Below are 25,264 nucleotides of genomic sequence, written 5' to 3'. Positions count from 1 at the left end.
TTTGATTTTAAAAGTTTAAAATATGAAGTGTAGAGAGATATAAACAAGACAAAGTCAATGGGGGGCTTAATGATGAAAGCAGCAGTATGGCATGGTGTAAAGGATGTTCGAGTAGAAGACGTAGAATTGAAGCCAACGAAGGACAACGAAGTTGTCGTTAAGGTGGCCTATGCTGGTATTTGTGGAAGTGACTTGCACGAATATTTGGAAGGACCCGTTTTCATTCCTGTTGAAAAGATGGATGCATTGACTGGTGGACAAGCACCAATCACAATGGGACACGAGTTCTCAGGTGTGGTAGAACGTGTTGGTAAAGATGTGACAAAGGTTAAGGTTGGAGATCATGTCGCAGTTAACCCAACTGTTACCCACATGGATTCAGCAGATGATGTTGATGTTTACGATGGTTACAGCTTCTTGGGATTGAGTACTGATGGTGGATTCACTGAATTGGTTAACGTACCTGAAGTGAACATCTACCCATTACCAGAAGACTTCTCACTTCGTTTGGCCGCCACAATCGAACCAGCTGCCGTAGCGGTGCAAGCTGTTAAAGAAGGTGGTTTGAAGTTTGGACAAAAGGTTGTTATCTTCGGTTCAGGACCAATTGGTGTACTAGTCGCTGCGGCAGCGAAGGCTGCTGGAGCCACTAAGATTGTGGTTGTGGACCTATCAGATGTTCGTTTGGAAAAGGCCTTGGCAATGGGCGCAACAGATGTAATCAACCCAGCCAAGGTTGAAGATACTGTGGCCGCTATTAAGGAAATCATCCCAGGTGGTGCGGACGTATCATTCGAAGTTGCCGGAGTTCAAGCAACATTTGAACAAGCAATTGACAGCACAAAGCCACGCGGAACATCAGTTATCGTGTCAATCTTTGCAAAGCCAATCTCATTCAACCCAATGCAATTGATGAATTCAGGAGTTAAGCTAACAACAACGATTGCTTACTCACGTGAATCATTCCAACAAACAGTTGATTTGGTTAGCCAAGGATTACTAGATGTTGCGCCAGTTATTACTGACGAAATTGTCTTGGATGACATTGTCACTAAGGGATTCGAATCACTAACAACAGACAAGTCACAAGCTAAGATTTTGGTTGATTTGTCAAAATAAGCATGACGAAATAAAAATGACATAAAAAAGAAGGTGAACGACAGGCGTTCACCTTCTTTTTATTTTTTCGTGGGGGACGAAAGGATTATGCGTCCATTTCGTTCTTTTTGAAAATTAACTTACTTGCCAGATAGTTCGCAATCAAAATCAGGACTTGAACAATTAGCTTCCATAGATAAGCATCACCGTTTAACACGCTGACCCCAATCCAAAGCACCACGATTTCCATTCCCAGTGTTCCTAGACGGGCACCGTAGAAATTAATCCCTTCTTTAAGAAGTGTTTTGAATCCGCTAGTCTTTGAGTGGAAAACAAAGTACTTATTCACAAAGAAGGCAAAGGTTACAGAAATGATCCAAGATAGGACATTACTAACTTGATAGTTTATATCCCAAACAGCCAAGAACAGAGCGTATGAACCTAGACTAATCAGGGTCGTCATGACTCCCCAAAAAAGATATGAGATGATGTGAGCATATTTATCAATAAGTTGGCGCATGATGACTTCCTGTTTCTATAATATTTATGTTGAGTATACCAAAGTCAAACACTTCTAACAAATATGTGGCGCTAGGCTTAAGAGAAATACAGGAAAAATCAATGGATGGTTTTGTTTAAGGTGTAAATGTGAAATAATGAAAGACAATGTAAACATTTAGAATGGAATAGGAGGCACTGCTTGTGGCACGACAAAAATTAGGAGCATTGCAATTATTTTTATTGGGAATCTTGAGTGCATTTGGACCACTGTCTTTAGATTTGTATCTACCTGGGTTACCAGAGATGCAACAAAATCTAAATACAACGCCCACGATGATTCAATTGACGATTACCGCATCCTTAATTGGACTGGCAATTGGACAAATTATTATTGGCCCATGGTCTGACCGTGTTGGTCGTCGACGAGCCCTTTTGGTTGGTGTGGGAATCTTCACTTTAGCAACGGTGGGGATTATTTTGACACCGAATATTTATGGCGTGATCTTATTCCGATTTATTCAAGGTTTAGGTGGATCCGCTGGGATTGTTCTATCGTTAGCAGTGATTGCGGATTCGTTTGAAGGCTTGCAATTAACACGTAATGTCGCATTAAATCAAATGATTAATGGTGTCTTTCCGATTGTGGCACCAGTCATTGGTGGTGTAATTATTGCGTTATCACACTGGCAAATGACATTTATTGTGTTGGCCGTTTTAGGCGCAGTATTATGGGTTGCTATTTATACCAGCTTACCTGAAACTGCCCCAGAATTTGATAATAGTCACGCACAAATGACACCGAAGCAAACCTTCAAGACATTGTGGTCAAACAAAGGCTTTATGTTTATGGCCTGGACCCAAGCATTTATGATGGCTGGTTTGTTCGCTTACATTGCTGGGTCAACATTTGTTTTGGAAACCATCTATGATTTAAGCATTTTACAATTTTCGATTGTGTATGCCATTAATGGGCTGGGGATTCTAATTGCGGCGCATATTTCAGCGAAATTAGCGGCTAAGATGGGCGAATATCATGCCTTAGGGGTATTTGTGATTATCTCATTGATGGGTGGTAGTTTAGTTTGGTTGAATGTCGTGTTATCTAACCATGTCTTACTGATGTGTTTGGCATTCTTCTTAATTGTGGCACCAGTTGGAGGTGTCAGCAGTTTGACAACATCAATTGCGATGCAACATGTGCAAACAGGAACCGGAGCGGCATCTGGGATTCTAGGTTTGATGCGTTATGCAATGGGGGGATTAGTTTCGCCATTAGTTGGTTTGATGGGCGCAGACTCATTGATTCCATTAGCTATTGTGATTGCAGTTGTCCAAGTTTTGGGAACGATGATGTACTTAAAATCTCGCCCATAAAAAATAAGTGATGTGAATAAAGGAGTCGTAGCAACTATGGTAGCACTGAGTAAATTAACTAATACACTAAAAACTTATAAAATTGATGGTATTAGTCTATTGATGTACGCCATTATGATTAGCTTAATGATTTTTTTGATTCATGTAGGCGCTTATCCAACTAATTTGTTGGGCAATCTATTCTTGGTATTTGTGACGGGAAACTTGCTGTATACGATTGGGTCAAGTATTCCATTTTTTAACCAATATCTAGGTGGGGGTGCGGTCTTTACGTTAGTAGGGACATCGTTACTCGCGATGACGGGCGCAATTCCGGCATATTTAGTTGATTCAGTTGAGCTATGGTTAAGTGACAGTAAATTTATCGACTTTTTTATCATTTCATTGATTGTTGGATCGATTTTAGGGATTAGTCGCCATGTGATTGGGCCAGTTGCGATTCGTTTTTTGCCAGTCGCTTTTCTATCTATTATGAGTACGTTACTGATTCTAGCCTTTGTGGCTTATGTCCTTGGGTTTGATATCAACAAAGCCATGCTATATGTTGCTTTCCCAATTATGGGCGGTGGTATTAGCGCTGGGGCAATTCCCTTGTCTGAACTATATGCATCAACTTTTGGTGCAAGCCGTGATTATCTATCAACAATTTTACCGGCTGTTATATTGGGAAATATTTTTGCCATTATTGTTTCTGGTTGGGTTACAAACAGGGCGCAAGGTACAAAATTAGATGGTCAGGGTAATTTATTGCGTCGCCACTTTAATCGATTACATGAGAAAACGCTGGTCGATAATGCGAATGCCCAAAATTTTGGAATTGGCTTGATGGTTATTTTAACCATCTATATGATTGGAACGGTTTTACATTACGTATGTCCAGTGATTAATCGTTATGCATTTATCATTGTGGTTGTGATGATTATTAAATTTTCTGGTCGAATGTCAGTAGAATATGAAGATGCGGCGGTAGCCTTTAGCCAAATTATTACCAAAAATCTAACACATGCTGTCTTAGCAGGGGTTGGACTAACCAAATTAGATTTACACGTTGTCTTTGCAACTATTTCATGGAAGTTAGTCTTATTAGTCGTTGTGAGTGTTTTGACAATCACCATCGTGGCAGGGTGCTTGGGCTACTTAATGGGACTATATCCGTTGGAATCGTCTGTTGTAGCAGGTTTAGTTAATAATTCAATGGGTGGCACAGGTAATCTAGCCGTCCTAAGTGCCTCTAATCGATTAAATTTGATGGGATTTGCCCAGATGGGAAATCGATTAGGCGGCTCGCTAACCCTAGTTATAGCAGGGGGTTACATTGCATTGTTTACGTAATGCAAACTGAAGGTGTAAGGAATATTAACAAATAATTTTATTTATGTTTTTTTTAAGTGCTATAATGAGCGGTACTCAAAATTACGACTGATGTTTAAGCAGCGTAATCAGACAAATAAATTTAAACGAATTAGAGGATACAAACATGAGTAATACGACTAATCCGCAAGGATTGAACCGTACGATGACTCTAATTCCTGCCATTTCAACAGTCATGGGGACTGTTATCGGAGCAGGAGTTTTCTTTAAAGCATCAAACGTCGCTGAAGTAACTGGGTCAACAAGTATGACATTGTTGGTATGGCTATTAGGTGGTTTAGTTAGTATCGCAGCCGGTTTGACGGGTGCTGAACTAGCTGCTGCAATTCCAGAAACTGGTGGAATGCTAGTTTATATCGAACGTGCATATGGGAAGCTATGGAGTTTCTTACTAGGTTGGGCACAAGTAATTATTTACTTCCCAGCTAGTATTGCAGCCAAAGGGGTAATCTTTGGAACACAAGTTGTGAACTTGTTCCACTTGGGAACAAACATGATTGTGCCTGTTGGAATTGCCGCGTTAGTTTTTGTGACATTGGTTAACTTCTTGGGATCAAAGGTTGCTGGAAGCTTCCAAACAATTACATTGGTCTTTAAGTTAGTGCCATTGGCATTAATCATTATCTTCGGATTGTTGCAACCTGGTCATGTTGAAGTTAGCTTGTTCCCAATTGAAGCGGGAGCAGGAACTGGTGGATTCATTACAGCTCTTGGAGCTGGATTGCTAGCAACGATGTATGCCTACGATGGATGGATCCACGTTGGTAACATCGCTGGTGAAATGAAGAACCCATCACGTGACTTGCCACGTGCCATCTTGGGTGGATTGATCGGAATTACAGCTATCTACATGTTGGTTAGCCTTGTGTTCGTTCGTACGCTATCTACTGGTGCTTTGGCTGGAAATGAAAATGCGGCGATGGACGTTGCATCAGTTATCTTTGGCCCAATGGGTGGTAAGTTGATCACAGTTGGTATCTTGGTTTCAATCTTTGGAACTTTGAATGGATACACTTTGACTGGAATGCGTTTGCCATACGTTATGGCGCAAGCTAAGAAGCTACCTTTCTCAGCACAACTATCAAAGTTGAACCGTTTCCAAATTCCATTTGTAGCTGGTTTGTTCCAACTAACATTGTCAATTGGATTGATGTTCATGGGTGGATTCGACATGCTTACAGACATGTTGATTTTCGTTATCTGGATGTTCTACACAATGGTATTCGTAGCCGTGATCATCTTGCGTCGTACTGAACCAGATTTGCCACGACCATATAAGGTTCCGCTATACCCAGTGATTCCAATCATTGCGATTGCGAGTGGTTTGTTCATTGTGATTATCACATTGATTACACAATTCTCACTAGCTATGATCGGACTATCATTAACATTACTTGGTTTGCCAGTTTACTTCTTTATGAGTAAGCGTGCCTAAGTATTTAAACAGCTATTTCCTTTCTTCAGGAGATAGCTGTTTTTTATTTTGCAAATAATTTTGATTTAGGCATAGAAATGGTCATAATTTTGATATACTAGGAAAGTGATTCGAACAATATGCGCATAGACGGCTATTGTTATACATATAACTGGATATAACACCAGTAAAAAGAATAAAGGAACTAAAGGATAATCATGTTTATACTATTATGTTTATTGTTAGGTGCAGCCATGACCTTTGCAGTTGTGCGTGAATTCTCACCACAATTAAAGGGTTGGCGTTTGGGTATCGCATATCTGTGGTACACAGTGATGCTAAATGGTGTGACCCTACTAGTAATCCGTTTTGGATTACACAAAACGAAGTATGTTCAACAAATTTTTGGACACCCTTCAATGATGAAATTAATAAACTACGTGCTATTTGCTCTTGGTTTGATGTGCGTCTACTTAGTGATTCGTTACATTGGTCGCAAGTCTAAGTTTGGTTTTGTTGCCGAACCACGAGCATTGTCAAAGAAGCAAATCAGCAGCTATGCGGTTGTTAGCCTATTTATTGCGGCTGGTTTATTTATCTCAGTCGGTGCGGTTTGGTTTTTGACAACATTTGGAAAGATTACACCAGAACAATTGGCCTTCCAATTGAATTCAACAACTGATGGTGCAGATACATCAGTGACAGATTCATTGTGGAATGGTCCGATTGTCTTATTGGTAATCGCTACAATGACAGGTATTCGCTTGTTGTGGGGAAACTGGTCTCTTAAAGCAGTTAAGTGGCATGTTTCCGCTAAATGGGTTAAAGGAATGATTCTAGCCCTGTTAGTGTCAATTGTTGGTGCTGGTTTGTACTATGCTGCTCACGAGTTGCGTGTAACAAGTTTGTATCGTTCAATTTGGACAAGTTCAGAATATGTTAAGGATAACTATGTTGATCCTGACAAGACTAAGTTGAAGTTCCCAGAACAAAAGCGTAATTTGGTGCATATTTATCTAGAATCATATGAAAATTCATATCTAGCCAAGAAAGATGGCGGAAATATGGATACTAATTTGATGCCAGATCTACAAAAGTTGTCTGAAGAAGGGGTGCATTTCTCTGATTCAACAAAGTTTGGTGGACCAGAACAAACATATGGATCAAGCTGGTCTGTTGCTGGTATGGTTAACATGTCTGCTGGATTGCCTCTAAAAGTTTCAACTCAAAACGCCTATGGTAAGGAAGGTAGCTTCCTACCAGGTGCCACAAACATGGGTGATATTTTAGCCGCACAAGGTTATAACCAAACAGTGATGTTTGGGGCCGATGCTGATTTTGGTGGGTTAACTACTTACTACAAGACACACGGTGACCATAAGATTTATGATTACAGTTACGCACGTGCGAATGGTAAAATCCCAACAAACTATAAAGAATTCTGGGGATTTGAAGATAAGAAGTTGTATCAATATGCGCAAGAAGAATTAACGGAACTTGCCGCACAACCTGAACCATTTAGTTTTGTGATGGAAAATGCAGATACACATTTCCAAAATGGTTACAAGGAAAAGGGGATGGCAGAACCGTTTGATCAACAATATGCCAACGTTATTTTCCATTCACAAGCTGAAGTAACAAAGTTTGTGCGTTGGATTCAAAGCCAACCATTCTACGAAAATACAACGATTGTTTTGACTGGTGATCACTTGAGTATGGATAAGAAGTTCTTTAAGGACTTTGATCCTAGTTACCACCGTACAACTTTCAATTTGATTTTGAATGGAACGCAAGAAGACACAAAGATGAAGACAACAAATCGTCAATATGCCTCATTTGATTATTTCCCAACAATTCTGTCAAACATGGGTGTTGATATTAAGGGTGATCGTCTGGGATTAGGAACTGACTTGAGTTCAAAGACACCAACGTTATTAGAACGTGACGGTGTTGATTACTTTAACCGTGAGATGGAACGTAAGAGCCCATTCTACGAAACTGAATTTGTTTCAGAAGAAGGCCACGAATCACACGTGATGATTCCACAAGTGGAAAACTTCAACAATACTTACGGACATATTTTGCCAAAGAAGAAGTAATCGGTCAGTTATGACTAATTGTTTTAAAGAAAAGGAAGTAGTCATTCGACTGCTTCCTTTTTTGTTTCCTCAGTCAAAAGAGTTAGAATACGGTATACTTGGAATATGACAAATACGATTTTTGAAAAATTTAATGTGGCAGAGTTAACAACCCAACAGGTGAAGGACTTAAAGGAACTAGAATCTTTTATTCAAACTGGTCTAAAGGCTAAGAAAACACATGTTGCGGTGGTTGAAGGCGCCGCTGGAACTGGGAAAAGTGTCTTATTGACAGCTTTGTTTCGTAAGCTTCAAAGTAGTGCACGATCAAACGCAGGCGCATACACTAATACGAAAAACTATTTTGCGGTAAATCATCCTGAATTATTAAAAGTTTACCAAGAGATGAGTATGCGTATTCCAGAACTACGCCAAAAAGACTATGTACGACCAACTAGTTTAATCAATCAACTAGATAAGACGAATGAAATCGCAGATGTGGTCGTGATTGATGAAGGACATCTTTTGTTATCTAAGTCTGAACCATATATTAAATTTATGCAGGATAATCAATTAGCAGAAATTGTGAAGCGTGCTAAAGTTGTGGTCGTCGTGTTTGATTTTAAACAGGTTATGCAAAGCAAAATGATGTGGAGCCCTGAGTTGTTGCGTGCGCAGCTAAATGACACAAACGTGAAGACATTCAAATTAGGTTACCAACATCGTGTACAAGGCTCTGTGGCGTTAAATACGTGGTTAACGCAGTTAGGGAATGGGGAATTACGACCAATACCTAACGACTTAGGTGGTTATGATGTCCGCATGTATAATCGCGCAGACGAGCTATTTAAACAGATTCAAGCACGCGATGCTGAACTAGGCTTGTCACGCGTCGTGGCCACAACCGGTTTTGTGCGACGTCATGCTGATGAGCATAATGTTTATATGGATGGCTTTGACTTGCCTTGGGATGAATATGATCCACAAAAAACACCATGGGCTGAACGACCTGAGTCCCTTCATGAAGTCGGCTCTATTTACACAGTCCAAGGGTTTGATTTAAATTATGTCGGGGTTATATTAAGTCCAGCATATGAATATGATGATGTTTCAGACAGCATTGTTATTAATCCAGATAAAGTGACACATCGTGAGATTTATAAGCGTCGAAATGACGTAACGAATCCCGCTGATATTGCACGTTTAGAACAAGCCTACATGATGAATGCCTTGCATGTCTTAGTGACGCGTGGGATTCATGGCATGTATTTAACGGCCGCTGATCCAAAATTAAGAGAGCGACTACTGAAGCTTTAGTGTTAGGAGAACGAAATGATTTTAGAAGATTACTTTGAATGGTTTGCCCAAGATGACAATGCCGTATATTGGGAAAGTGCCGACCGTCAAACGACACTGATGGGATTTGGGATTGCAGACACATGTGATGCGACAGACTTAGATGCATTGAAGCGCTGGCAAGCTACGCAAGATGTGCCTGTGTTTGGTGGATTTTCTTTTGATGAGCAGATACCAGCTAATCAACGTGATCTACTAGCAGGATTTATCGCGCCTAAAGTCGTGATTGATTGTCAAACAGAAACCTTTTATGGGGATGTTCGCTACCTTGCACGTACACTTCAAATTACGTTGAAAGAACTCACACAACGTCAGATTGTGTCAGAGCAAACTGAAACAGACTGGGTAAATCGTGTTGATGATGTGATTACCATCATGAAAGAAGATGCAACGAAAGAAAAAACGGTGTTGGGTGCGCAAAAAGAACTAACTTTTGATGGTCCGTTAGACGAGGCGCAATTGCTGATTGATTTGAATCACCAACAAAAGACTAGCTACCATGTCGCGTTTAAGCGTAATGGCACGTTGTTCTTATCTGCGACACCCGAACGACTAGTCTCTGTTAAAGATGGGCAATTTTCGACTGCTGCAGTAGCGGGATCTACACCACGTGGTGAAACACCAGCGTTAGATGAGACCTTGGGTGAAGATTTGTTAGCAGATGTGAAGAATCGACATGAACATGAATTGGTCGTCTCTGAAATTGTTAAACGAGTAACGCCGATGGCTGATGTGACTTGGTCAAATGAACCAATCTTATTACAAACCCCACAAATTCAACATTTGTACACACCAATTACCGGTCACTTACACGCTAATAAGCATTTATTGGATGTTGTAAAGGTCTTGCATCCAACACCAGCGTTAGGTGGTGTGCCACAGCAATGGGCGATGCAGACAATTGCGACGGTGGAAGATAAAGCCCGTGGTCTATTCGCCGCACCTATTGGTATGATTTGGCCGAATGGGGATGGGGAATTTGTGATTGGTATTCGTGCCATGGTATTAGCTAATCAGACGGCAACGTTATTCGCCGGGGCTGGTATTTTGGCTGCTTCTAATGCTCAGCAAGAATGGGCTGAAATCAATCTGAAAATGACACCAATGTTGTCAGTCATGAAGGAGCAAATTAATGGTAAATAAAACACTAACAACACATGTGCAACACTTAATTCAAAGTCTTGTTCAACAAGGTGTCCAACACTTTATCGTGTCACCAGGCTCACGTTCAACGCCATTAGCTTTATTGTTGGCTGAATACAGCCGCCATGTTAATTCATCGGTGGAAGTCCATATTGCGGTAGACGAACGTGATGCTGCCTTTTTGGCCTTGGGCTTGGCAAAGACACAACAAGCACCAGTCGCCTTATTAGCGACATCTGGAACAGCGACGGCGAACTATTTGCCTGCCTTAGCTGAGGCGCGTCTATCACATGTGCCTTTGATTGTTCTGACGACAGATCGTCCACAAGAATTACAACATGTGGGTGCACCACAAACGATGCAACAAGTGGGCATGTATGGTGACCACGTGAAGGCCGCCATGCAATTGACCTTGCAAGATGACCATGCGGATGTGAGTGCCTATATTGATTATCAAGTCCAACAATTAGTACACCAAGCAGTAACGCAACCAGCAGGACCAGTTCAAATTAATTTGCCTTTACGTAAGCCATTGATGCCTGATTTGGGTACTGAATGGCCTGATGTGCAAGTCCAAACATTTCTATCAGGGACAACCCACACTGATGTCGCTGCTTTGATGCCGGTATTAACGAACAAACAGGTGATGATTCTAGCTGGACCGGCTGAAACAGCTTGGCAGACAGAAAGCTTTGCCGCATTGGCGGAGAAGTGGCATGTACCAGTGATCGCTGATGTTTTGAGTGGTGTGCGTGGGCAAGCGCATATGATTGCTGGAATTGATGCCTTGTTGGCGGCTGATGCCATTAGCACAGATATGGTGCCTGACGTGGTGATTCGTTTTGGTGGGACACCAGTCTCTGGTCGTCTATTACCATGGTTGCACACAGCAGATGTCTTGGAAATTCAAGTGGGGACGCAACATGTAGGCCATGACCATTCACGTCATACAACCATGAATATCGTGGGTGATGACATGACGATTCTGCAGGATCTATTAACGATGGATGTTGTGGGTGACAAAAGGTTCTTGGCTGATTGGCAAGCTACACAAGGGCGTTTATCAGCAGTTCAAGAACCATCAACATTGACTGAAATGAGTGTGGCACAAGCGTTATCAAAATTGCCGGTGGATGCACAATTATTCCTCGCCAATTCAATGGTGATTCGTGATTTTGATAACTATTGGCAACCATCCGCCAGCGTCGCAACCATGGCTAATCGTGGCGCGAATGGGATTGATGGGACGATTGCGTCAGCTGTGGGGATGGCCTTGAATGGACAACCTACCTGGTTGCCGATCGGTGACTTAACTTTATTCCATGACATGAATGGGCTAATGTTAGCGCGTCAAAATGACATTGATCTAACCTTAGTTGTCACCAACAATAACGGTGGGGGAATCTTTTCATTCTTACCGCAATCACAAGCTGATGACTACTTTGAAGAGATGTTTGGTACTGGACAAGATTTGGATATTGCTAAGATTGCGGCTTTGTATGACGCTGAATATCATTTGGTCACAGACCTGACTGACTTAACCCGTTTGGTTGACACCCAATGGCATGGGTTACGTCTAATTGAAATAAAAACTGATCGTGCAGAAAATGTTTTTGCGCACAGTGAGCGTATTCGTTCATTACAAGAGGCACATCATGAATAAAGTTGTCACAATTAACGACTATCCTTATCAAGTCACGATTGAAGGGGATGGGCAGCCTACTTGGGTCTTTTTCCATGGTTTTCTAGGGAGCCAACACGAGTTTTCAGCCATTAAGCCGAAAGGCACGTGTGTCTATATTGATTTGCTTGGCTTTGGTATGGCGGCACCAACCGTAAGCGTTGAACGCTTATCTGTTTCGCAACAGATTGGTGATTTAAAACAATTGTTTGATGCATTAAATCTGGAACAAGTTCATTTGGTTGGTTATTCGATGGGGGCCCGTTTAGCATTGAGCTTTGCGATGACGTATCCAGAAATGATCAAGCAATTGATTCTAGAAAGCGGTACAGCTGGTTTGCCAAGTATCGATGAACAAGTAGAACGCCAACAAAAAGATGAAAAGCTAGCGCAACGTCTTGAGAAAAATGGCTTACCAGATTTTGTCGCGATGTGGGAGCAACTCCCTTTGTTTGCGACGCAAAGTCAGGTGACTGAAACGATTCAGATGTCGGTACGGCAACAACGGCTTAACCAAGTCGCAGTTAATATGGCGAATTCATTACGTGCGTTTGGGACAGGAACCATGCCAAATTACTGGGAAGATTTAGAACAGTTAACCATGCCAGTAACGGTTATTACAGGAGCGTTGGACACTAAATTTACTGACTTGGGGCAACGATTAGATAAAGCCATTCGACAGAGTCGTCAGATAATTGTGCCTGAGGTGGGGCATAATGTGCATCTCGAGGCGCCTGAAACCTATACGGAAATCCTAGAGTCTGATTGGTAAATAAGGTGCATTTGCCTAGGCTTTCATGTATAATTGAGTTTGTTATTTTGCAATAAATACGGTTTGTCTCCTTAGCTCAGTTGGTAGAGCAGAGGACTTTTAATCCTTGGGTCCAGGGTTCGAGCCCCTGAGGGGACATTTAATCGTTTGATTAAAATGTATTTATTGCGTTCCTTTAGCTCAGTTGGTTAGAGCAGACGGCTCATAACCGTCCGGTCCAGGGTTCGAGTCCCTGAAGGAACACTAACGAATAGCCGTCACAATCCGATTTATCGGCTTTGTGATGGCTTTTTATTTAGATTTTTTCTATTTCTCACAGAAAGGAGCGTCCCATGCAGATTACGCAGATTACCTATCGTCAGTTGGCTTTAACCTTACAAAATCCTTTTAAAACAGCGCATGATGTGACCGATCAACGCCCGTTGATATTAATTGCGATAACCATTGATGATGCTTATGTTGGTTATGGTGAAGTGCAAGCATTCGCAAATCGTGAATATGCACCGCAAAGTCAAAATGACGCGTTAGGCTGGCTAAAAACGCATGTTGCGCAACTTGTGGGCATTCAAGGAGAAAAACTTGAAGATTTGTTGGTGCAATTACCTAATGATGGCCAATTTGCACGGGCTGGGATTGAAATGGCCCTTTGGGATGCAGTTGGGAAATATGAGCACCGGTCGTTAGCTGATATGTTAGGGGAACATACAGAAACCGCACCAGTAGGGATTGCCTTAGGACTTGATGAGATGGGAGAAATCGACCAGGCACAAAAAGCCGGTTATCGCCGCATTAAACTTAAGCAAGCGAACCAACAATTCGAGGCGATTGGGGATGTTATTGCAATATATCCTGATCAATTGTTTTCTTTAGATTTTAATGCGAGCTTAGATGATTCTGTTACGACCAAAGATTACTTAAAACAATTGCAGAAGTTAGGAATTGATTTAATTGAAGAACCATTCAAGCAAGGATCATTTGCCACCTATGACGCAGAAGCTCAAGCATTATTACCGTTAAAATTGAGTTTGGATGAACACCTCAATAGTATCGCTGATGTGCAGATGTGGTTGGCCGAAACACAGGTACCAGCTTATACCATTAAGCAGGGAAAATTAGGTGGCATTCAGGCGGCTAAACAAGCAATTGATATAGTTTTAGAACAAGAAAAACTTCCTTGGATTGGGGGTATGTTGGCTTCAGGTCTGGGGCGGGCAGTAGATGCTGCCTTGGCGAGTTATATACCAACACCACAATATCCAGCTGACATCTCACAAGGCAATCGTTATTTTGTGACTGATATTGTAGCAGATGATCTAACCTTTGAAGCAGGACATGTTCAGATTCCAAAAGGACCTGGGATTGGTGTGACATTAAATTGGCCTGCTATTTTAGCGCACCAAGTTGGACCAACGGAAACGATAAAGTTGTTACAAAAGCCATAAAGATAAGTGCCTTGATGAACATCAAGGTGCTTTTTGCTATATAATAGAAAAAAACGACCGGAGGATTTGCTATGATGACACGTACAGAAAATGTTCGCCAAATGTTTGAACCATTAAACGTAGATGGTTTGATTATTACAGATGGAACAAACATGAACTACTTAACAGGATTTACAGGTGGGACTGGAGACGGTCTTGTTTTGGTAGGACCTGAAAACATTGCATTGATTACTGATGATCGTTATGAAGATGAATACCGTGCTGTTTTGGCAGAAAAAGGTATCGAATTGTTGGTAACGCGTAATTACTGGGGTGTTGCCATGGCAGCCGCTAAGCGTTTCCAAATTGGTAAGTTGGGATTTGAAGACAGCATTGCCTTCCGTGATTTTGATTACCTAGATGAAAACTTTGATGGGGTTGATATTGCACCAGTACCTAGCTTGTTGGAATTGATTCGTGAAGTTAAGGATGAAGCAGAATTAACTAAGCTACGTCGCTCAGCTGAAGTAGCGGTAAAGTCATTCAATCAATTGTTGCCAGAACTACATGTTGGTATGACTGAACGTCAAGTGGCGAACCGTTTGGATGCCATTATGAAGGAAAACGGCGCAGACAAGCCATCATTTGACACAATTGTTGCGTCAGGATACCGTGGTGCATTGCCACACGGTATCTACTCTGACAAGGTCATTGAAACTGGTGACATGGTAACCATTGACTTCGGATACTTCGTAGATGGTTACACATCCGACATTACACGTACAATTGCCTTTGGTGAACCAACTGATGAAATGAAGAAGGTTTACGGGATTGTCCTAGAAGCACAACGTGCCGCAGTTGCTGCGACGGTTGCTGGGATTGGATTAGCTGAATTAGATGCTGTAGACCGTGACATTATTAATGCTGCTGGCTACGGTGAAGCATATGGTCATTCAACTGGTCATGGTATCGGTTTGGATGTTCACGAAGGTCCAGTTGTATCAGCGCGTGCCGACGCAGCTGACACAGTTCGTGCCAACATGGTGTTGACGATTGAACCGGGTATTTACTTGACTGATCAAGGTGGTGTTCGTATTGAGGACGAAATTTTGGTTACAGAAGATGGATACGAAAATCTAACTGCTGGTATTTCAACAGAATTAATTGTGATTGAGAAGTAAATAATGGGATTAGCATATTTTGAGTTTTATCATGGGAATTTAAAAACAGGGTTTGATTACGTATATGGGAAAAAGTTAGACGATAATCAAGCGTTTGTTGTGTCAATTAATAAAGAATTAAATGCACCACGTTTTGATATTGCGGATATGGCTATTAACTTTATGCCAGCCAATGAAGAGACATTGCGTGCGGATCCAATGTTGCGCCGTTACGCACATTTAGGTCAAGACGTGTCTTTGCAATGGGTGAATATCGAACGTCATCTGCATGAATTAACGGCAACATGGGTGCCGGAAATGCAATCACTCCGTATGGGTCCAACTGATGAATGGGGATTGCGTTTCTTTGATGATGAAATGCAAGCCTGGCAACAATATATGGGGGCTAATGCAGAACCAGATAATTTAGCTGAGTTTGAAGCTTGGTTACAAAGTTTGGGACATGGACATCTTATTTAGCCTATAACGGTAAAAGAAAGGGGGATATCGTATGCGCGAAGAAGTACAGCTATTACACACGAATGACATGCATTCACATCTGGAACGTTGGCCACAAATCCGACGTTTCTTGAATGGGACGCGTAGTAAAGCGAAGCGCGCTGGTATCACCTCTTTTACATTTGATATTGGCGACGCACTAGACCGTGAACATCCGTTAACGGATGCGACAATGGGACGCGCCAATGTCCAATTACTTAATGAGGGTGGCTATACGGCTGTAACGATTGGAAACAATGAAGATTTAGGGATGAATCATGATGCCTTAAATCGACTATATGAAAAGGCTAACTTTCCAGTCTTGATTACGAATGTGACGGATGAACGAACAGGTCAAACACCTCTTTGGGCGGAACAAACCAAGACGCTGACAACGAAACAAGGGCAAAAGATTGCTGTATTAGCGCTAACAGCTCCTTTTATTCGGACATTACCATTATTAGGTTGGGAACCAGCCGGTGTGATGGAGACCTTGAACGAATGGATACCGCAGCTACATGAAACGCATGATGCCATTGTCTTGTTGTCACATCTGGGCTTGCCAACGGATCGCGATATTGCCCATGCCTTTCCGGCAATCGATGTGATTTTAGGTGCTCATACGCATCATGTGTTGCCAGAAGGTGAACGCATTGGGTCGACATTATTGGCTGCTGCTGGCCGACATGGTGATCACGTTGGTGAAGTGACACTAACGTTTTCAGATGCAGGGCTTGAAACCAAAGCAATTGTCCATCCAGTTGGTGAGATGGCTCGCTTGTTTGAAGACGGCTCAGAAATTAAGGCCTATCAAACCCTTGGGGATGATAAGTTATCACATGAAGTGGTTGCAGAAATGCCAAGAACGTATACAACAGGTGTGCATGATGAACATCGCGTGATTGATTTAGGATTAGCTGCTATTAAAGAAGCGACCCAAACAGAGATTGCGATGCTATCAACGGGTCTATTTTTAACTGATCTGCCAGCCGGTATGGTCACGAAAAAAACGCTCCATGATATGTTGCCACATGCCATTCATCCTATGCGTACGACCTTGTTAGGGCGTGACTTAATTCGCTTAGCGCAAGAAGTCGATAAGAATAAAGCCTTCTTGCGTATGCATCGTCAAAAGGGGATGGGCTTTCGCGGTGGCGAATTTGGTACAATAGTATTCGATGGATTAACATGGCATGATAATCGCTATTATGTCCATGATGAACCAATCGACTTAGAACGACCGTATCAAATTGGTAGTTTAGATCATTACTTGTTTGTGCCGTATTTTCCAACATTGGAAATCGCGGGTGAAAATGAAATGATGTATGATCAAGTTCTACGCGAAACATTTGGCAGCTACCTAAAAAATAAGATAGAAAACGAGTAATAGAAATGAATCGTGAAAGAATGAAGGAGTTGGCTGAAGCACAATTTGCTGAACGCCAAGCTGCGACGCAAATTATCCATGCCGCGGATGATTTTGATAAGTTACAAATTAACGAACGCAGTTATAAATTAGTGGTGAATTACCGCGATGCGTATGATGATGAAAAATTAGCTGCGCGTTTTAGTGAGTTTTTAGAAAAGTACAATTTTATTGTTGGGGACATTGCAGCGGATCAATTACGTTTGCGTGGTTTCTACAATAAGGGGATTACTGGTATTCCACGTAACCAACAAATCACAGCTTTGGAAGATTATCTTTACGAAGAAGTGAATTTTGGGGCGCCTTACTTTGTCTTAGAAAACTTGGAACCACATGAGGTACAAGAAGATATCGATACGAATGAAGGACCGAAGCGTCGTCATCGTTCACGTCGTGGTTCAAATTCTTCTAAGAATAAAGGTGCGGCGGTGAAGGAATCACAACGTCCAGCGCAAAACAAGAAACCAAATGCAGGTAAAAATCCAGAAGTGAAAGTCAAAGGGACACGTAAAAAGCGTCATTTTGAAGTGCGTGACCGTAAGACTGACAAGCCAGCAGCAAAGAAGGGAAAGTAGTTATGTTAAAGTATGATGCTTATTTTATTGATTTAGATGGTACCATTTATGCCGGAACTGAATCATTTCCAGCAGCCAAGCGCTTTATGGAAAAGCTTAAGGCATCAGATAGTTCATATCTATTTGTGACAAATAACTCAACAAAGACGCCAGAAGAAGTTGCGGCATTTTTGACAGAACAACATGGGATTGTCACGACACCTGAAGACATCTATACAAGTGCTATGGCCACAGCAGACTATGTTGCAGGTCAAGGTTATCAACGTGTCATGATGATTGGTGAACACGGATTGAAGACAGCGCTTGAAAACAAAGGACTAACATTGGTGACTGAAGGTACTGCGGATGTCGTTGTGGTTGGGTTAGATCGTGATATTAACTATGACAAGCTCATGCATGCCACACTAGCAATTCAAAATGGTGCTGCCTTTGTTGCAACCAACGTGGACACGAATTTACCAAATGAACGTGGTCTATTACCAGGGGCGGGGACAATTGTTGCGGCTGTGAAAACAGCAACTCAACAAGAACCAGTTGTTGTCGGAAAACCAGAAAAAATTATCATGCAAGAAGCTTTGAAGCGTACAGGTTTAAAGGCAAACCAAGTTGTTATGGTTGGTGATAATTATCAAACAGATATTTTGGCAGGAATTAACGCTGAAATGGACACGCTATTAGTTTACACAGGGGTATCAACACCTGAACAAGTAGCAGAAAAGCCAGTTCAACCAACGCATGTTGTGAATGCTTTGGATGAATGGGAATTCTAATGATATACAAAAAAGGAGCTATCAGCTGATAGCTCCTTTTTATTTTGCGATTGGTTTATTGATTAAGCACGTGGTGCAATTTTGACAGCCGTCCCATAAGCGTTAACGGAATCTCCGATAGCACCTGAGTTGCTGTCAAAGCGGAACATGACAACAGCGTTTGCGCCACGTTCAGCGGCTGCGATACGCATACGTTCAATGGCTTCATCACGGGCGCTGTTTTGTAGTTTTGTATAACCTTTAATTTCGCCACCAATGGTTGCGGACTTAAAGGCTTGGCCGAAACTTGAGAACATGTTACGAGAGCGGGTTGTTTGCCCGAATACCTCACCGTAAGTTTCGATGATGTCGAAGTTTGGTACTTGTTCAGTTGTGACAACTAAAATATCTGACATAATATAGTCCTTTCAGGATGATAAATATCGTTTGTTATAATGCTGAATTATAGCAATTTTTACGAAAAACAACCTTAAATTTAGGATAATTAAAGCGTATAAAGCGCGATATAAGCACGTCTTGCTTGTGAAAATATAGTATACTTGTATGATTGACGTCATTTAAGAAAACGAGGAATACATTTTGAAGTTATTAACAAAATTTGCTTTTGCGATTAAGCCATATATTCAAACCGTTTGGTTTTTGATTATTTTTGGTGGCGTTATTTTGTCACAATTCTTTTTCCGTACGCCATTAACAACCTTTTTATCAATGACATTGGTACTACTACTTGTGATGGTAAATCTATTGACAGTAACGTTAACGAAGCAACAACGTACTTTCTATTACGTGATTTTAGGTCTATATGCCTTGATGATTGTTTTGGAAATTGCAGCATGGTTTGCTTAAACGAGGAGCGGGCATAGATGAAGTGGGTAAATAAATTAGCATATGCGTTAGAACCGATTGTGAATTCAGTCTGGTTTTTAATTCTTTTGACGGGTGTTGTGTTAGCACAACTATTTGTGGATCCGATGGTGTTAATCTCATCACTATTGGTGTTGATGATGGTGTTCACCAATTTAGTAGCAGGTAATCATAGCAAGCGCATGCGTGTGTTTTATTACATATTGTTAGTTTTAGTGTTGTTTTCTGTGGGGTTACATATCGTAGCTCTCTTTGGTTAATTTAGTCGTTATTCATAGAATAACGGACACATTCGAATGAGGAGTTTTGTGTGAGTAATTTAAAAAAGTGGGCCAATGTCTTGGCGCCAGTGGTAAATTCATTGTGGTATAACGTTGCCTTGATTGTGGTGATGTTGTCACAACTGATGATTCGTCGCCAAAGTTTGATTATCTTGGCAATGTTGATGATTTTTGTGTTCTTCGGGGTGCAATTGTTGACACAAGATTTAACTAAGCGTCAACGTATCCTATATAGCCTGATTTTAGGTTTGAACGCTGCAACCGTCTTAATGCTAGCGTGGGCAACAACGTTCGGTGCCGTGTAAGGTTATTTGTTGCTTTGTAATGGAAATCTTTACACAACTGTGATGACTATTTTACATATATCTTAGATAATTAATAATGTAGTAAAAATTGATAGGAGACGTTCAATTATGAAACGTAGTTGGTTTATCATTATTGCCATTCTTGCGACCATTGGAGGTTTGTTGACGTGGGGTTATGTCACACGTGACGAAAATGGTGGTGAGAACATTACTGCGGTTGGTTCAACCGCGCTACAACCACTTGTGGAAGCTGCTGGTGAAGACTTCGCCAATGAGCATTTAGGGACGTTTGTTAACGTGCAAGGTGGTGGAACTGGAACCGGGTTAGCACAGGTTCAATCAGGAGCTGTCGATTTGGGAAATTCTGACGTGTTTGCGGAAGAAAAAGAAGGAATCGATGCGAGTGCGCTAGTTGACCACAAGGTCGCTGTCGTAGGAATCGCTCCAATGCTTAATAAAGAAAATAAAATTGACAATTTAACACAACAACAATTGATTGATATCTTTACAGGTAAGATCAAGAACTGGAAGGAAATCGGCGGTGCTGATTTGCCAGTTGTTGTTGTTAACCGTGTGTCTGGATCAGGAACCCGTCTAACATTTGAGAAGTGGGGACTTAAGGAACACGAATCAATGGACGCACAAGAACAAGATTCATCAGGTATGACACGTCAAATCGTGGCAACAACACCAGGTGCAATCTCATACGCTGCGTTTGCGTACTTGGATAACTCAATTTCAGTACCAACTTTGGATGGTGTTAAGCCAGAAGAAGCCACTGTTAAGACAAGTGAATGGCCAATCTGGTCATATGAACATGTGTACACGAAGGGACAACCACGTGCCGGTGTCCAAAAGTTCATTGAACACTTAAATTCAGAAAAAATTCAAGGAACACTTGTACCACAACTAGGATACATTTCAATTCACGAGATGGAAGTTGAACGTGATGTTAATGGAAATGTACACGCTGTTAAAGGAGAATAATGATGGACGAAATTCGCGAGTCCTTGTTAAAGGAATCTAAAGCTAGCCGTCGTGATAAATTTGGACGCATCGTATCACTATCAGCCTTGTTGTTGATTGTAGCCGTTGTTGTTTCAATCTTTTATTTCGTCGCATCTAAGGGATTGGCCACTTTCTTCGTTGATAAGATTAATCTTTGGGATTTCTTAACGGGTACTAAGTGGGCCCCAGGTCAAAAAGATGCTAATGGCGTACCTTTTGTTGGTGCTGCCCCAATGATCGTTGGATCATTCTTGGTTACATTGCTTGCTGCATTGATCGCAACACCGTTTGCCATCGGAACAGCTTTGTTCATGACTGAAATCTCACCTAAGCGTGGTGCTAAGATTTTGGGACCTGTTACAGAACTATTGGTTGGAATTCCATCAGTTGTTTACGGATTTATTGGGTTATCAGTTTTGGTGCCATTTATGCGTAATACATTTGGTGGTTCAGGATTTGGAATCTTGTCAGGGGCGATTGTCCTTTTCGTTATGATTCTACCAACGATTACATCTATGACTGTTGATACATTGAAGGCTGTGCCTCGTCACTATCGTGAATCAGCGTTAGCTCTTGGAGCAACACGTTGGCAAATGATTTACAAGGTTATCTTGCGTGGTGCAACACCAGGTATCTTGACTGCGATGGTCTTTGGAATGGCGCGTGCCTTTGGTGAAGCCTTGGCCGTACAAATGGTGGTTGGTAACGCTGCTTTGATGCCACATAATCTAACTTCTCCAGCAGCAACACTAACATCAGTGTTGACACAAGGAATTGGAAACACGGTTATGGGATCACTTCAAAACAATGCGTTGTGGAGTTTGGCATTAATCCTATTGTTGATGTCACTATTCTTTAACTCAGTTATTCGTGCAATTGCTAAGAAGGGAGCGATGTAATCATTATGAATGCTAAACGTGCAGATAAAATCGCAACTGGAGTTTTGTTTGGAATTTCTGGTTTTGTTATTGTGATTCTAGCTTCTTTGCTAGGATACATTTTGATTCAAGGATTACCACATCTATCATGGAAGTTCCTAACATCACCTTCAACTGGTTTCTCAGCCGGTGGTGGAATTGGAATTCAACTATTTAACTCAATGTACTTGCTAATCATTACAATGTTGATTTCATTCCCAATTGCCTTGGGAGCTGGAATTTACTTGAATGAATACGCAAACCCAAAGAGTCGTGTGACAGGTTTGATTCGTACATCAATCGAAATCTTGTCATCATTGCCATCTGTTGTTGTTGGTTTGTTTGGTTTCTTGGTCTTCGTTGTCCAATTCAATCTTGGTTTCTCAATTTTGTCTGGAGCGATTGCTTTGACATTCTTTAACTTGCCATTGTTGACACGTTCCGTTGAAGATTCACTACGTACAGTGCCTAACATTCAACGTGAAGCAGGGGCTGCCCTTGGATTGTCACGTTGGGAAACAGTTGGTCACATTATTTTGCCAGCTGCCTTGCCATCAATTGTGACAGGACTTGTTTTGTCAGCCGGACGTGTGTTCGGTGAAGCCGCTGCGTTGATTTACACAGCTGGACAATCAGCACCTGCTTTGGACTTTACAGATTGGAACCCATTCAATATCTCAAGTCCATTGAACATTATGCGTCCTGCAGAAACACTAGCCGTGCATATCTGGAAGATTAATTCTGAAGGAATCATGCCTGACGCTGCTGCTGTTTCAGCTGGTGCCTCAGCTGTTCTTATCATTGCTGTCTTGCTATTTAATTTCTTAGCACGTTACCTAAGTAATTACCTATTCAAGCGTCTAACAGCAACCAAGTAAAAGAGGATTTTGACATGAGTGAAAATAACTTAGATTACTTAAATCTGAATGCGGAACAACCAACTAGCAACATCTACCGCATGGATGATAATCAAGAAGTCGCCCTTACAACTGATGGACTAAAAGTTTTCTACGGAACAAAGCTTGCTTTGCAAGATGCAGATCTACAATTTGAACGTTTCAAGATTACATCATTGATTGGTGGTTCAGGATCAGGAAAGTCAACTTTCTTGCGTTCATTGAATCGTATGAATGACGATGTTGCCGACGTGCAAGGTAAGATTATGTACCGTGGATTGGACATCAATTCTAAGGAAGTCGACGTTTACGAAATGCGTCGTCACATTGGAATGGTTTTCCAACGTCCAAATCCATTTGCCAAGTCAATTCGTGAGAACATTACGTTTGCCTTGAAGCAACATGGTATTCGCGATAAGGAATACTTGGATGAAATTGTTGAATCATCTCTAAAGCAAGCTGCTTTGTGGGATGAAGTTAAGGATGACTTGGATAAGTCAGCTTTGGCTTTGTCAGGTGGTCAAGCCCAACGTTTGGTAATTGCTCGTGCAATTGCGATGAAGCCAGACATCCTACTATTGGATGAACCTGCGTCAGCGTTGGACCCAATTTCATCTGCGAAGATTGAAGATACATTGCTTGAGCTTAAGGATAAGTACACGATTGTTATCGTGACGCACAACATGCAACAAGCAGCGCGTATTTCAGACTACACAGCTTTCTTCCACATGGGTAAGGTTGTTGAATATGATGAAACACGTAAGATCTTCACTCGCCCTAAGGTGCAATTGACAATTGATTACGTCAACGGAAACTTTGGATAAGGGGACTAGCATGAGCGATAAAATTTTAAAAACAGAAAATGTCCGCCTATACTATGGTGAAAAGGAAGCCCTTCATGGGATTAACCTTGATTACGATCGTTATGGGATTACCGCTTTAATCGGACCTTCAGGTTCAGGAAAGTCAACTTACCTACGTACGATTAACCGTATGCATGATTTGACTGACTACGTAACTGTTAATGGAACATTTACGCTTGAAGGACAAGATATCTATGCACCAAGCATGGACGTGGTTGAACTACGTAAGCGTGTCGGAATGGTTTTCCAACAACCAAATCCATTCCCGTTCTCAATTTACGATAACGTGTCATTTGGAATGCGTATTTCTGGCCAAACAGATAAGGCTATCTTAGACGAAAAGGTTGAAATGTCTTTGCGTCAAGCCGCTATCTGGGATGAAGTTAAGGATGACTTGCATAAGTCAGCCTTGTCATTGTCTGGTGGACAACAACAACGTGTGTCAATTGCCCGTGCATTGGCAACTGAACCTGATATCTTGTTGCTAGATGAACCAACGGCCGCTTTGGACCCAGTTTCATCTCACAAGGTTGAAAACACATTGTTGTCATTGCGTGATGACTACACAATGATTATCGTGACACATTCAATGTCACAAGCATCTCGTATTTCAGATCGTACAGCATTCTTTATGAATGGTGATTTGATTGAAGCGGATGCAACAAAGAAGATGTTTATGAACCCAGCTCGTCAAGAAACACAAGATTACATTTCAGGACGTTTTGGATAATATTTAAAATACGGCACCTTAGCAATAAGGAGAAATTTGGGAGGGATTCAATATGCGTCGCATGTTTGATGAAGAATTAGCTGATTTAGATACATCGTTTAAGGAAATGGGACTACTTGTTTCAGAAACTTTGGAAGAATCTGTGCAAGTTTTCCTTGATCACGATCGTGAAAAGGCACAAGAGATTATTGACCGTGATAAGGCCATTAATCACCGTGAAATCGCAATCGAAAAGAAGACATTCGAAATGATTGCTTTGTACCAACCCGTTACAACTGACCTACGTGAAATCGTGACGATTTTGAAGGCTGTGTCAGTTCTTGAACGTATTGGTGACAACTCACGTAACATTGCCATCTCAACAATTCACATGAAGGGTACAAAGCGTATTCCTGAAATTGAAACATTGATTGGTGAAGTTGGTAAGGAAGTTGCCATGATGGTTCGTAAGGTTTTGGACTTCTATGTCAACGATGACATCGCAGGTGCAGAATCAATGGCCACTGAAGCTGGTCATGTTAGTGAAGAAATGGCTGAAATTCGTAACAAGTCAATTCAAGCAATGAAGGAAGACCCAGAATTTGTTGCCGCAGCAACAGATTACATTGTGGTTGGCGGATACTTGAAGCGTACAGAAGACTACGTTACTGATATTGCGGAATGGATTATTTACAAGCGTACAGGAAAGATTGTTGAATTGAACCCTGGAACATCATCATACTTGTAAGCAACGGAACGTCACGAAAGTGGCGTTTTTTTGTT

General features: G+C 41.5%; 26 protein-coding genes and 2 tRNA genes. 26 read left to right on the top strand and 2 right to left on the bottom strand.

The window, feature by feature from the left end; translation table 11 throughout:
• The first annotated feature begins 72 nt into the window (after positions 1-72).
• Positions 73-1,119, top strand: a complete 1,047-nt coding sequence (locus tag WS08_RS05170) for a 2,3-butanediol dehydrogenase (protein WP_009496149.1) — start codon at positions 73-75, stop codon at positions 1,117-1,119.
• A gap of 85 nt (positions 1,120-1,204) precedes the next feature.
• On the opposite strand, the gene WS08_RS05165 is transcribed toward WS08_RS05170, so the two are convergent.
• Complete coding sequence (locus tag WS08_RS05165) at positions 1,205-1,618, bottom strand: GtrA family protein (protein ID WP_009496148.1); 414 nt, start codon at positions 1,616-1,618, stop codon at positions 1,205-1,207.
• 182 nt (positions 1,619-1,800) lie between these two features.
• On the opposite strand from WS08_RS05165, the gene WS08_RS05160 reads away from it, so the two are divergent.
• From WS08_RS05160 to WS08_RS05085, 16 genes are all read left to right on the top strand, one after another.
• A complete protein-coding gene (locus WS08_RS05160; protein ID WP_009496147.1) occupies positions 1,801-2,973 on the top strand; it encodes a multidrug effflux MFS transporter in 1,173 nt (390 codons plus the stop codon).
• A gap of 36 nt (positions 2,974-3,009) precedes the next feature.
• Positions 3,010-4,305, top strand: coding sequence for a 2-hydroxycarboxylate transporter family protein (locus WS08_RS05155; protein WP_009496146.1), 1,296 nt, complete (start codon positions 3,010-3,012; stop codon positions 4,303-4,305).
• A gap of 145 nt (positions 4,306-4,450) precedes the next feature.
• Positions 4,451-5,779 (top strand): APC family permease, encoded by a 1,329-nt coding sequence (locus WS08_RS05150; protein WP_009496145.1) that lies wholly within the window; start codon positions 4,451-4,453, stop codon positions 5,777-5,779.
• A gap of 197 nt (positions 5,780-5,976) precedes the next feature.
• Entirely contained in the window at positions 5,977-7,857 is a 1,881-nt protein-coding gene (locus WS08_RS05145; protein WP_081855550.1) for an LTA synthase family protein, read from the top strand.
• A 105-nt stretch (positions 7,858-7,962) separates the two neighbouring features.
• Positions 7,963-9,153 (top strand): DUF2075 domain-containing protein, encoded by a 1,191-nt coding sequence (locus WS08_RS05140; protein WP_009496143.1) that lies wholly within the window; start codon positions 7,963-7,965, stop codon positions 9,151-9,153.
• Between the two features lie 15 nt (positions 9,154-9,168).
• Positions 9,169-10,335, top strand: coding sequence for an isochorismate synthase (locus WS08_RS05135; protein ID WP_009496142.1), 1,167 nt, complete (start codon positions 9,169-9,171; stop codon positions 10,333-10,335).
• Complete coding sequence (menD, locus tag WS08_RS05130) at positions 10,325-11,998, top strand: 2-succinyl-5-enolpyruvyl-6-hydroxy-3-cyclohexene-1-carboxylic-acid synthase (protein ID WP_009496141.1); 1,674 nt, start codon at positions 10,325-10,327, stop codon at positions 11,996-11,998. Before WS08_RS05135 ends, menD begins: the two co-directional genes overlap by 11 nt.
• Entirely contained in the window at positions 11,991-12,788 is a 798-nt protein-coding gene (gene menH, locus WS08_RS05125) for a 2-succinyl-6-hydroxy-2,4-cyclohexadiene-1-carboxylate synthase (protein WP_009496140.1), read from the top strand. The genes menD and menH overlap by 8 nt, the downstream gene beginning before the upstream one ends.
• Before the next feature lie 65 nt (positions 12,789-12,853).
• Positions 12,854-12,926 (top strand) — tRNA-Lys (locus WS08_RS05120).
• A gap of 31 nt (positions 12,927-12,957) precedes the next feature.
• A tRNA-Ile gene (locus tag WS08_RS05115) sits at positions 12,958-13,031 on the top strand.
• 89 nt (positions 13,032-13,120) lie between these two features.
• A complete protein-coding gene (locus tag WS08_RS05110; protein ID WP_009496139.1) occupies positions 13,121-14,230 on the top strand; it encodes an enolase C-terminal domain-like protein in 1,110 nt (369 codons plus the stop codon).
• A gap of 71 nt (positions 14,231-14,301) precedes the next feature.
• Complete coding sequence (locus tag WS08_RS05105; protein WP_009496138.1) at positions 14,302-15,390, top strand: aminopeptidase P family protein; 1,089 nt, start codon at positions 14,302-14,304, stop codon at positions 15,388-15,390.
• 3 nt (positions 15,391-15,393) lie between these two features.
• A complete protein-coding gene (locus tag WS08_RS05100; protein WP_009496137.1) occupies positions 15,394-15,849 on the top strand; it encodes a hypothetical protein in 456 nt (151 codons plus the stop codon).
• 31 nt (positions 15,850-15,880) lie between these two features.
• Positions 15,881-17,254, top strand: a complete 1,374-nt coding sequence (locus tag WS08_RS05095) for a bifunctional metallophosphatase/5'-nucleotidase (protein WP_009496136.1) — start codon at positions 15,881-15,883, stop codon at positions 17,252-17,254.
• Between the two features lie 5 nt (positions 17,255-17,259).
• Positions 17,260-17,868, top strand: a complete 609-nt coding sequence (locus tag WS08_RS05090) for a YutD family protein (RefSeq protein ID WP_009496135.1) — start codon at positions 17,260-17,262, stop codon at positions 17,866-17,868.
• Between the two features lie 2 nt (positions 17,869-17,870).
• Positions 17,871-18,638, top strand: a complete 768-nt coding sequence (locus WS08_RS05085) for a TIGR01457 family HAD-type hydrolase (protein WP_009496134.1) — start codon at positions 17,871-17,873, stop codon at positions 18,636-18,638.
• A gap of 62 nt (positions 18,639-18,700) precedes the next feature.
• Here WS08_RS05085 and WS08_RS05080 read toward each other — a convergent pair whose 3' ends face one another.
• Entirely contained in the window at positions 18,701-19,033 is a 333-nt protein-coding gene (locus WS08_RS05080; RefSeq protein WP_009496133.1) for a heavy metal-binding domain-containing protein, read from the bottom strand.
• Between the two features lie 184 nt (positions 19,034-19,217).
• Between WS08_RS05080 and WS08_RS05075 the strand changes: the two genes are divergently transcribed.
• The 9 genes from WS08_RS05075 (at position 19,218) to phoU (ending at position 25,229) form a co-directional block, all read left to right on the top strand.
• Positions 19,218-19,484, top strand: a complete 267-nt coding sequence (locus WS08_RS05075) for a hypothetical protein (RefSeq protein WP_009496132.1) — start codon at positions 19,218-19,220, stop codon at positions 19,482-19,484.
• Positions 19,485-19,501: 17 nt separating this feature from the next.
• Positions 19,502-19,762 (top strand): hypothetical protein, encoded by a 261-nt coding sequence (locus WS08_RS05070; RefSeq protein ID WP_009496131.1) that lies wholly within the window; start codon positions 19,502-19,504, stop codon positions 19,760-19,762.
• A gap of 50 nt (positions 19,763-19,812) precedes the next feature.
• Entirely contained in the window at positions 19,813-20,088 is a 276-nt protein-coding gene (locus WS08_RS05065) for a hypothetical protein (RefSeq protein WP_009496130.1), read from the top strand.
• 108 nt (positions 20,089-20,196) lie between these two features.
• Positions 20,197-21,075, top strand: a complete 879-nt coding sequence (locus tag WS08_RS05060; RefSeq protein ID WP_009496129.1) for a phosphate ABC transporter substrate-binding protein PstS family protein — start codon at positions 20,197-20,199, stop codon at positions 21,073-21,075.
• A 2-nt stretch (positions 21,076-21,077) separates the two neighbouring features.
• Positions 21,078-21,995 (top strand): phosphate ABC transporter permease subunit PstC, encoded by a 918-nt coding sequence (gene pstC / locus WS08_RS05055; RefSeq protein ID WP_009496128.1) that lies wholly within the window; start codon positions 21,078-21,080, stop codon positions 21,993-21,995.
• A gap of 5 nt (positions 21,996-22,000) precedes the next feature.
• Entirely contained in the window at positions 22,001-22,891 is an 891-nt protein-coding gene (gene pstA, locus WS08_RS05050; protein ID WP_009496127.1) for a phosphate ABC transporter permease PstA, read from the top strand.
• A gap of 14 nt (positions 22,892-22,905) precedes the next feature.
• The gene (pstB, locus tag WS08_RS05045; protein WP_009496126.1) at positions 22,906-23,733 is read left to right on the top strand and encodes a phosphate ABC transporter ATP-binding protein PstB; all 828 of its coding nucleotides are present in this window, start codon (positions 22,906-22,908) and stop codon (positions 23,731-23,733) included.
• 10 nt (positions 23,734-23,743) lie between these two features.
• Positions 23,744-24,502 (top strand): phosphate ABC transporter ATP-binding protein PstB, encoded by a 759-nt coding sequence (gene pstB, locus WS08_RS05040; protein ID WP_009496125.1) that lies wholly within the window; start codon positions 23,744-23,746, stop codon positions 24,500-24,502.
• A 52-nt stretch (positions 24,503-24,554) separates the two neighbouring features.
• Positions 24,555-25,229 carry a phosphate signaling complex protein PhoU gene (phoU, locus tag WS08_RS05035; RefSeq protein ID WP_009496124.1) on the top strand — a complete coding sequence of 225 codons (675 nt, stop codon included), beginning with the start codon at positions 24,555-24,557 and terminating at the stop codon, positions 25,227-25,229.
• Positions 25,230-25,264: the final 35 nt, after the last annotated feature.

It is taken from the genome of Weissella tructae (assembly GCF_000732905.1).
GTDB lineage: Bacteria > Bacillota > Bacilli > Lactobacillales > Lactobacillaceae > Weissella > Weissella tructae.
The sequence above is the reverse complement of the archived record's forward strand: the minus strand, read 5'-3'. Positions and strand labels throughout refer to the sequence as shown.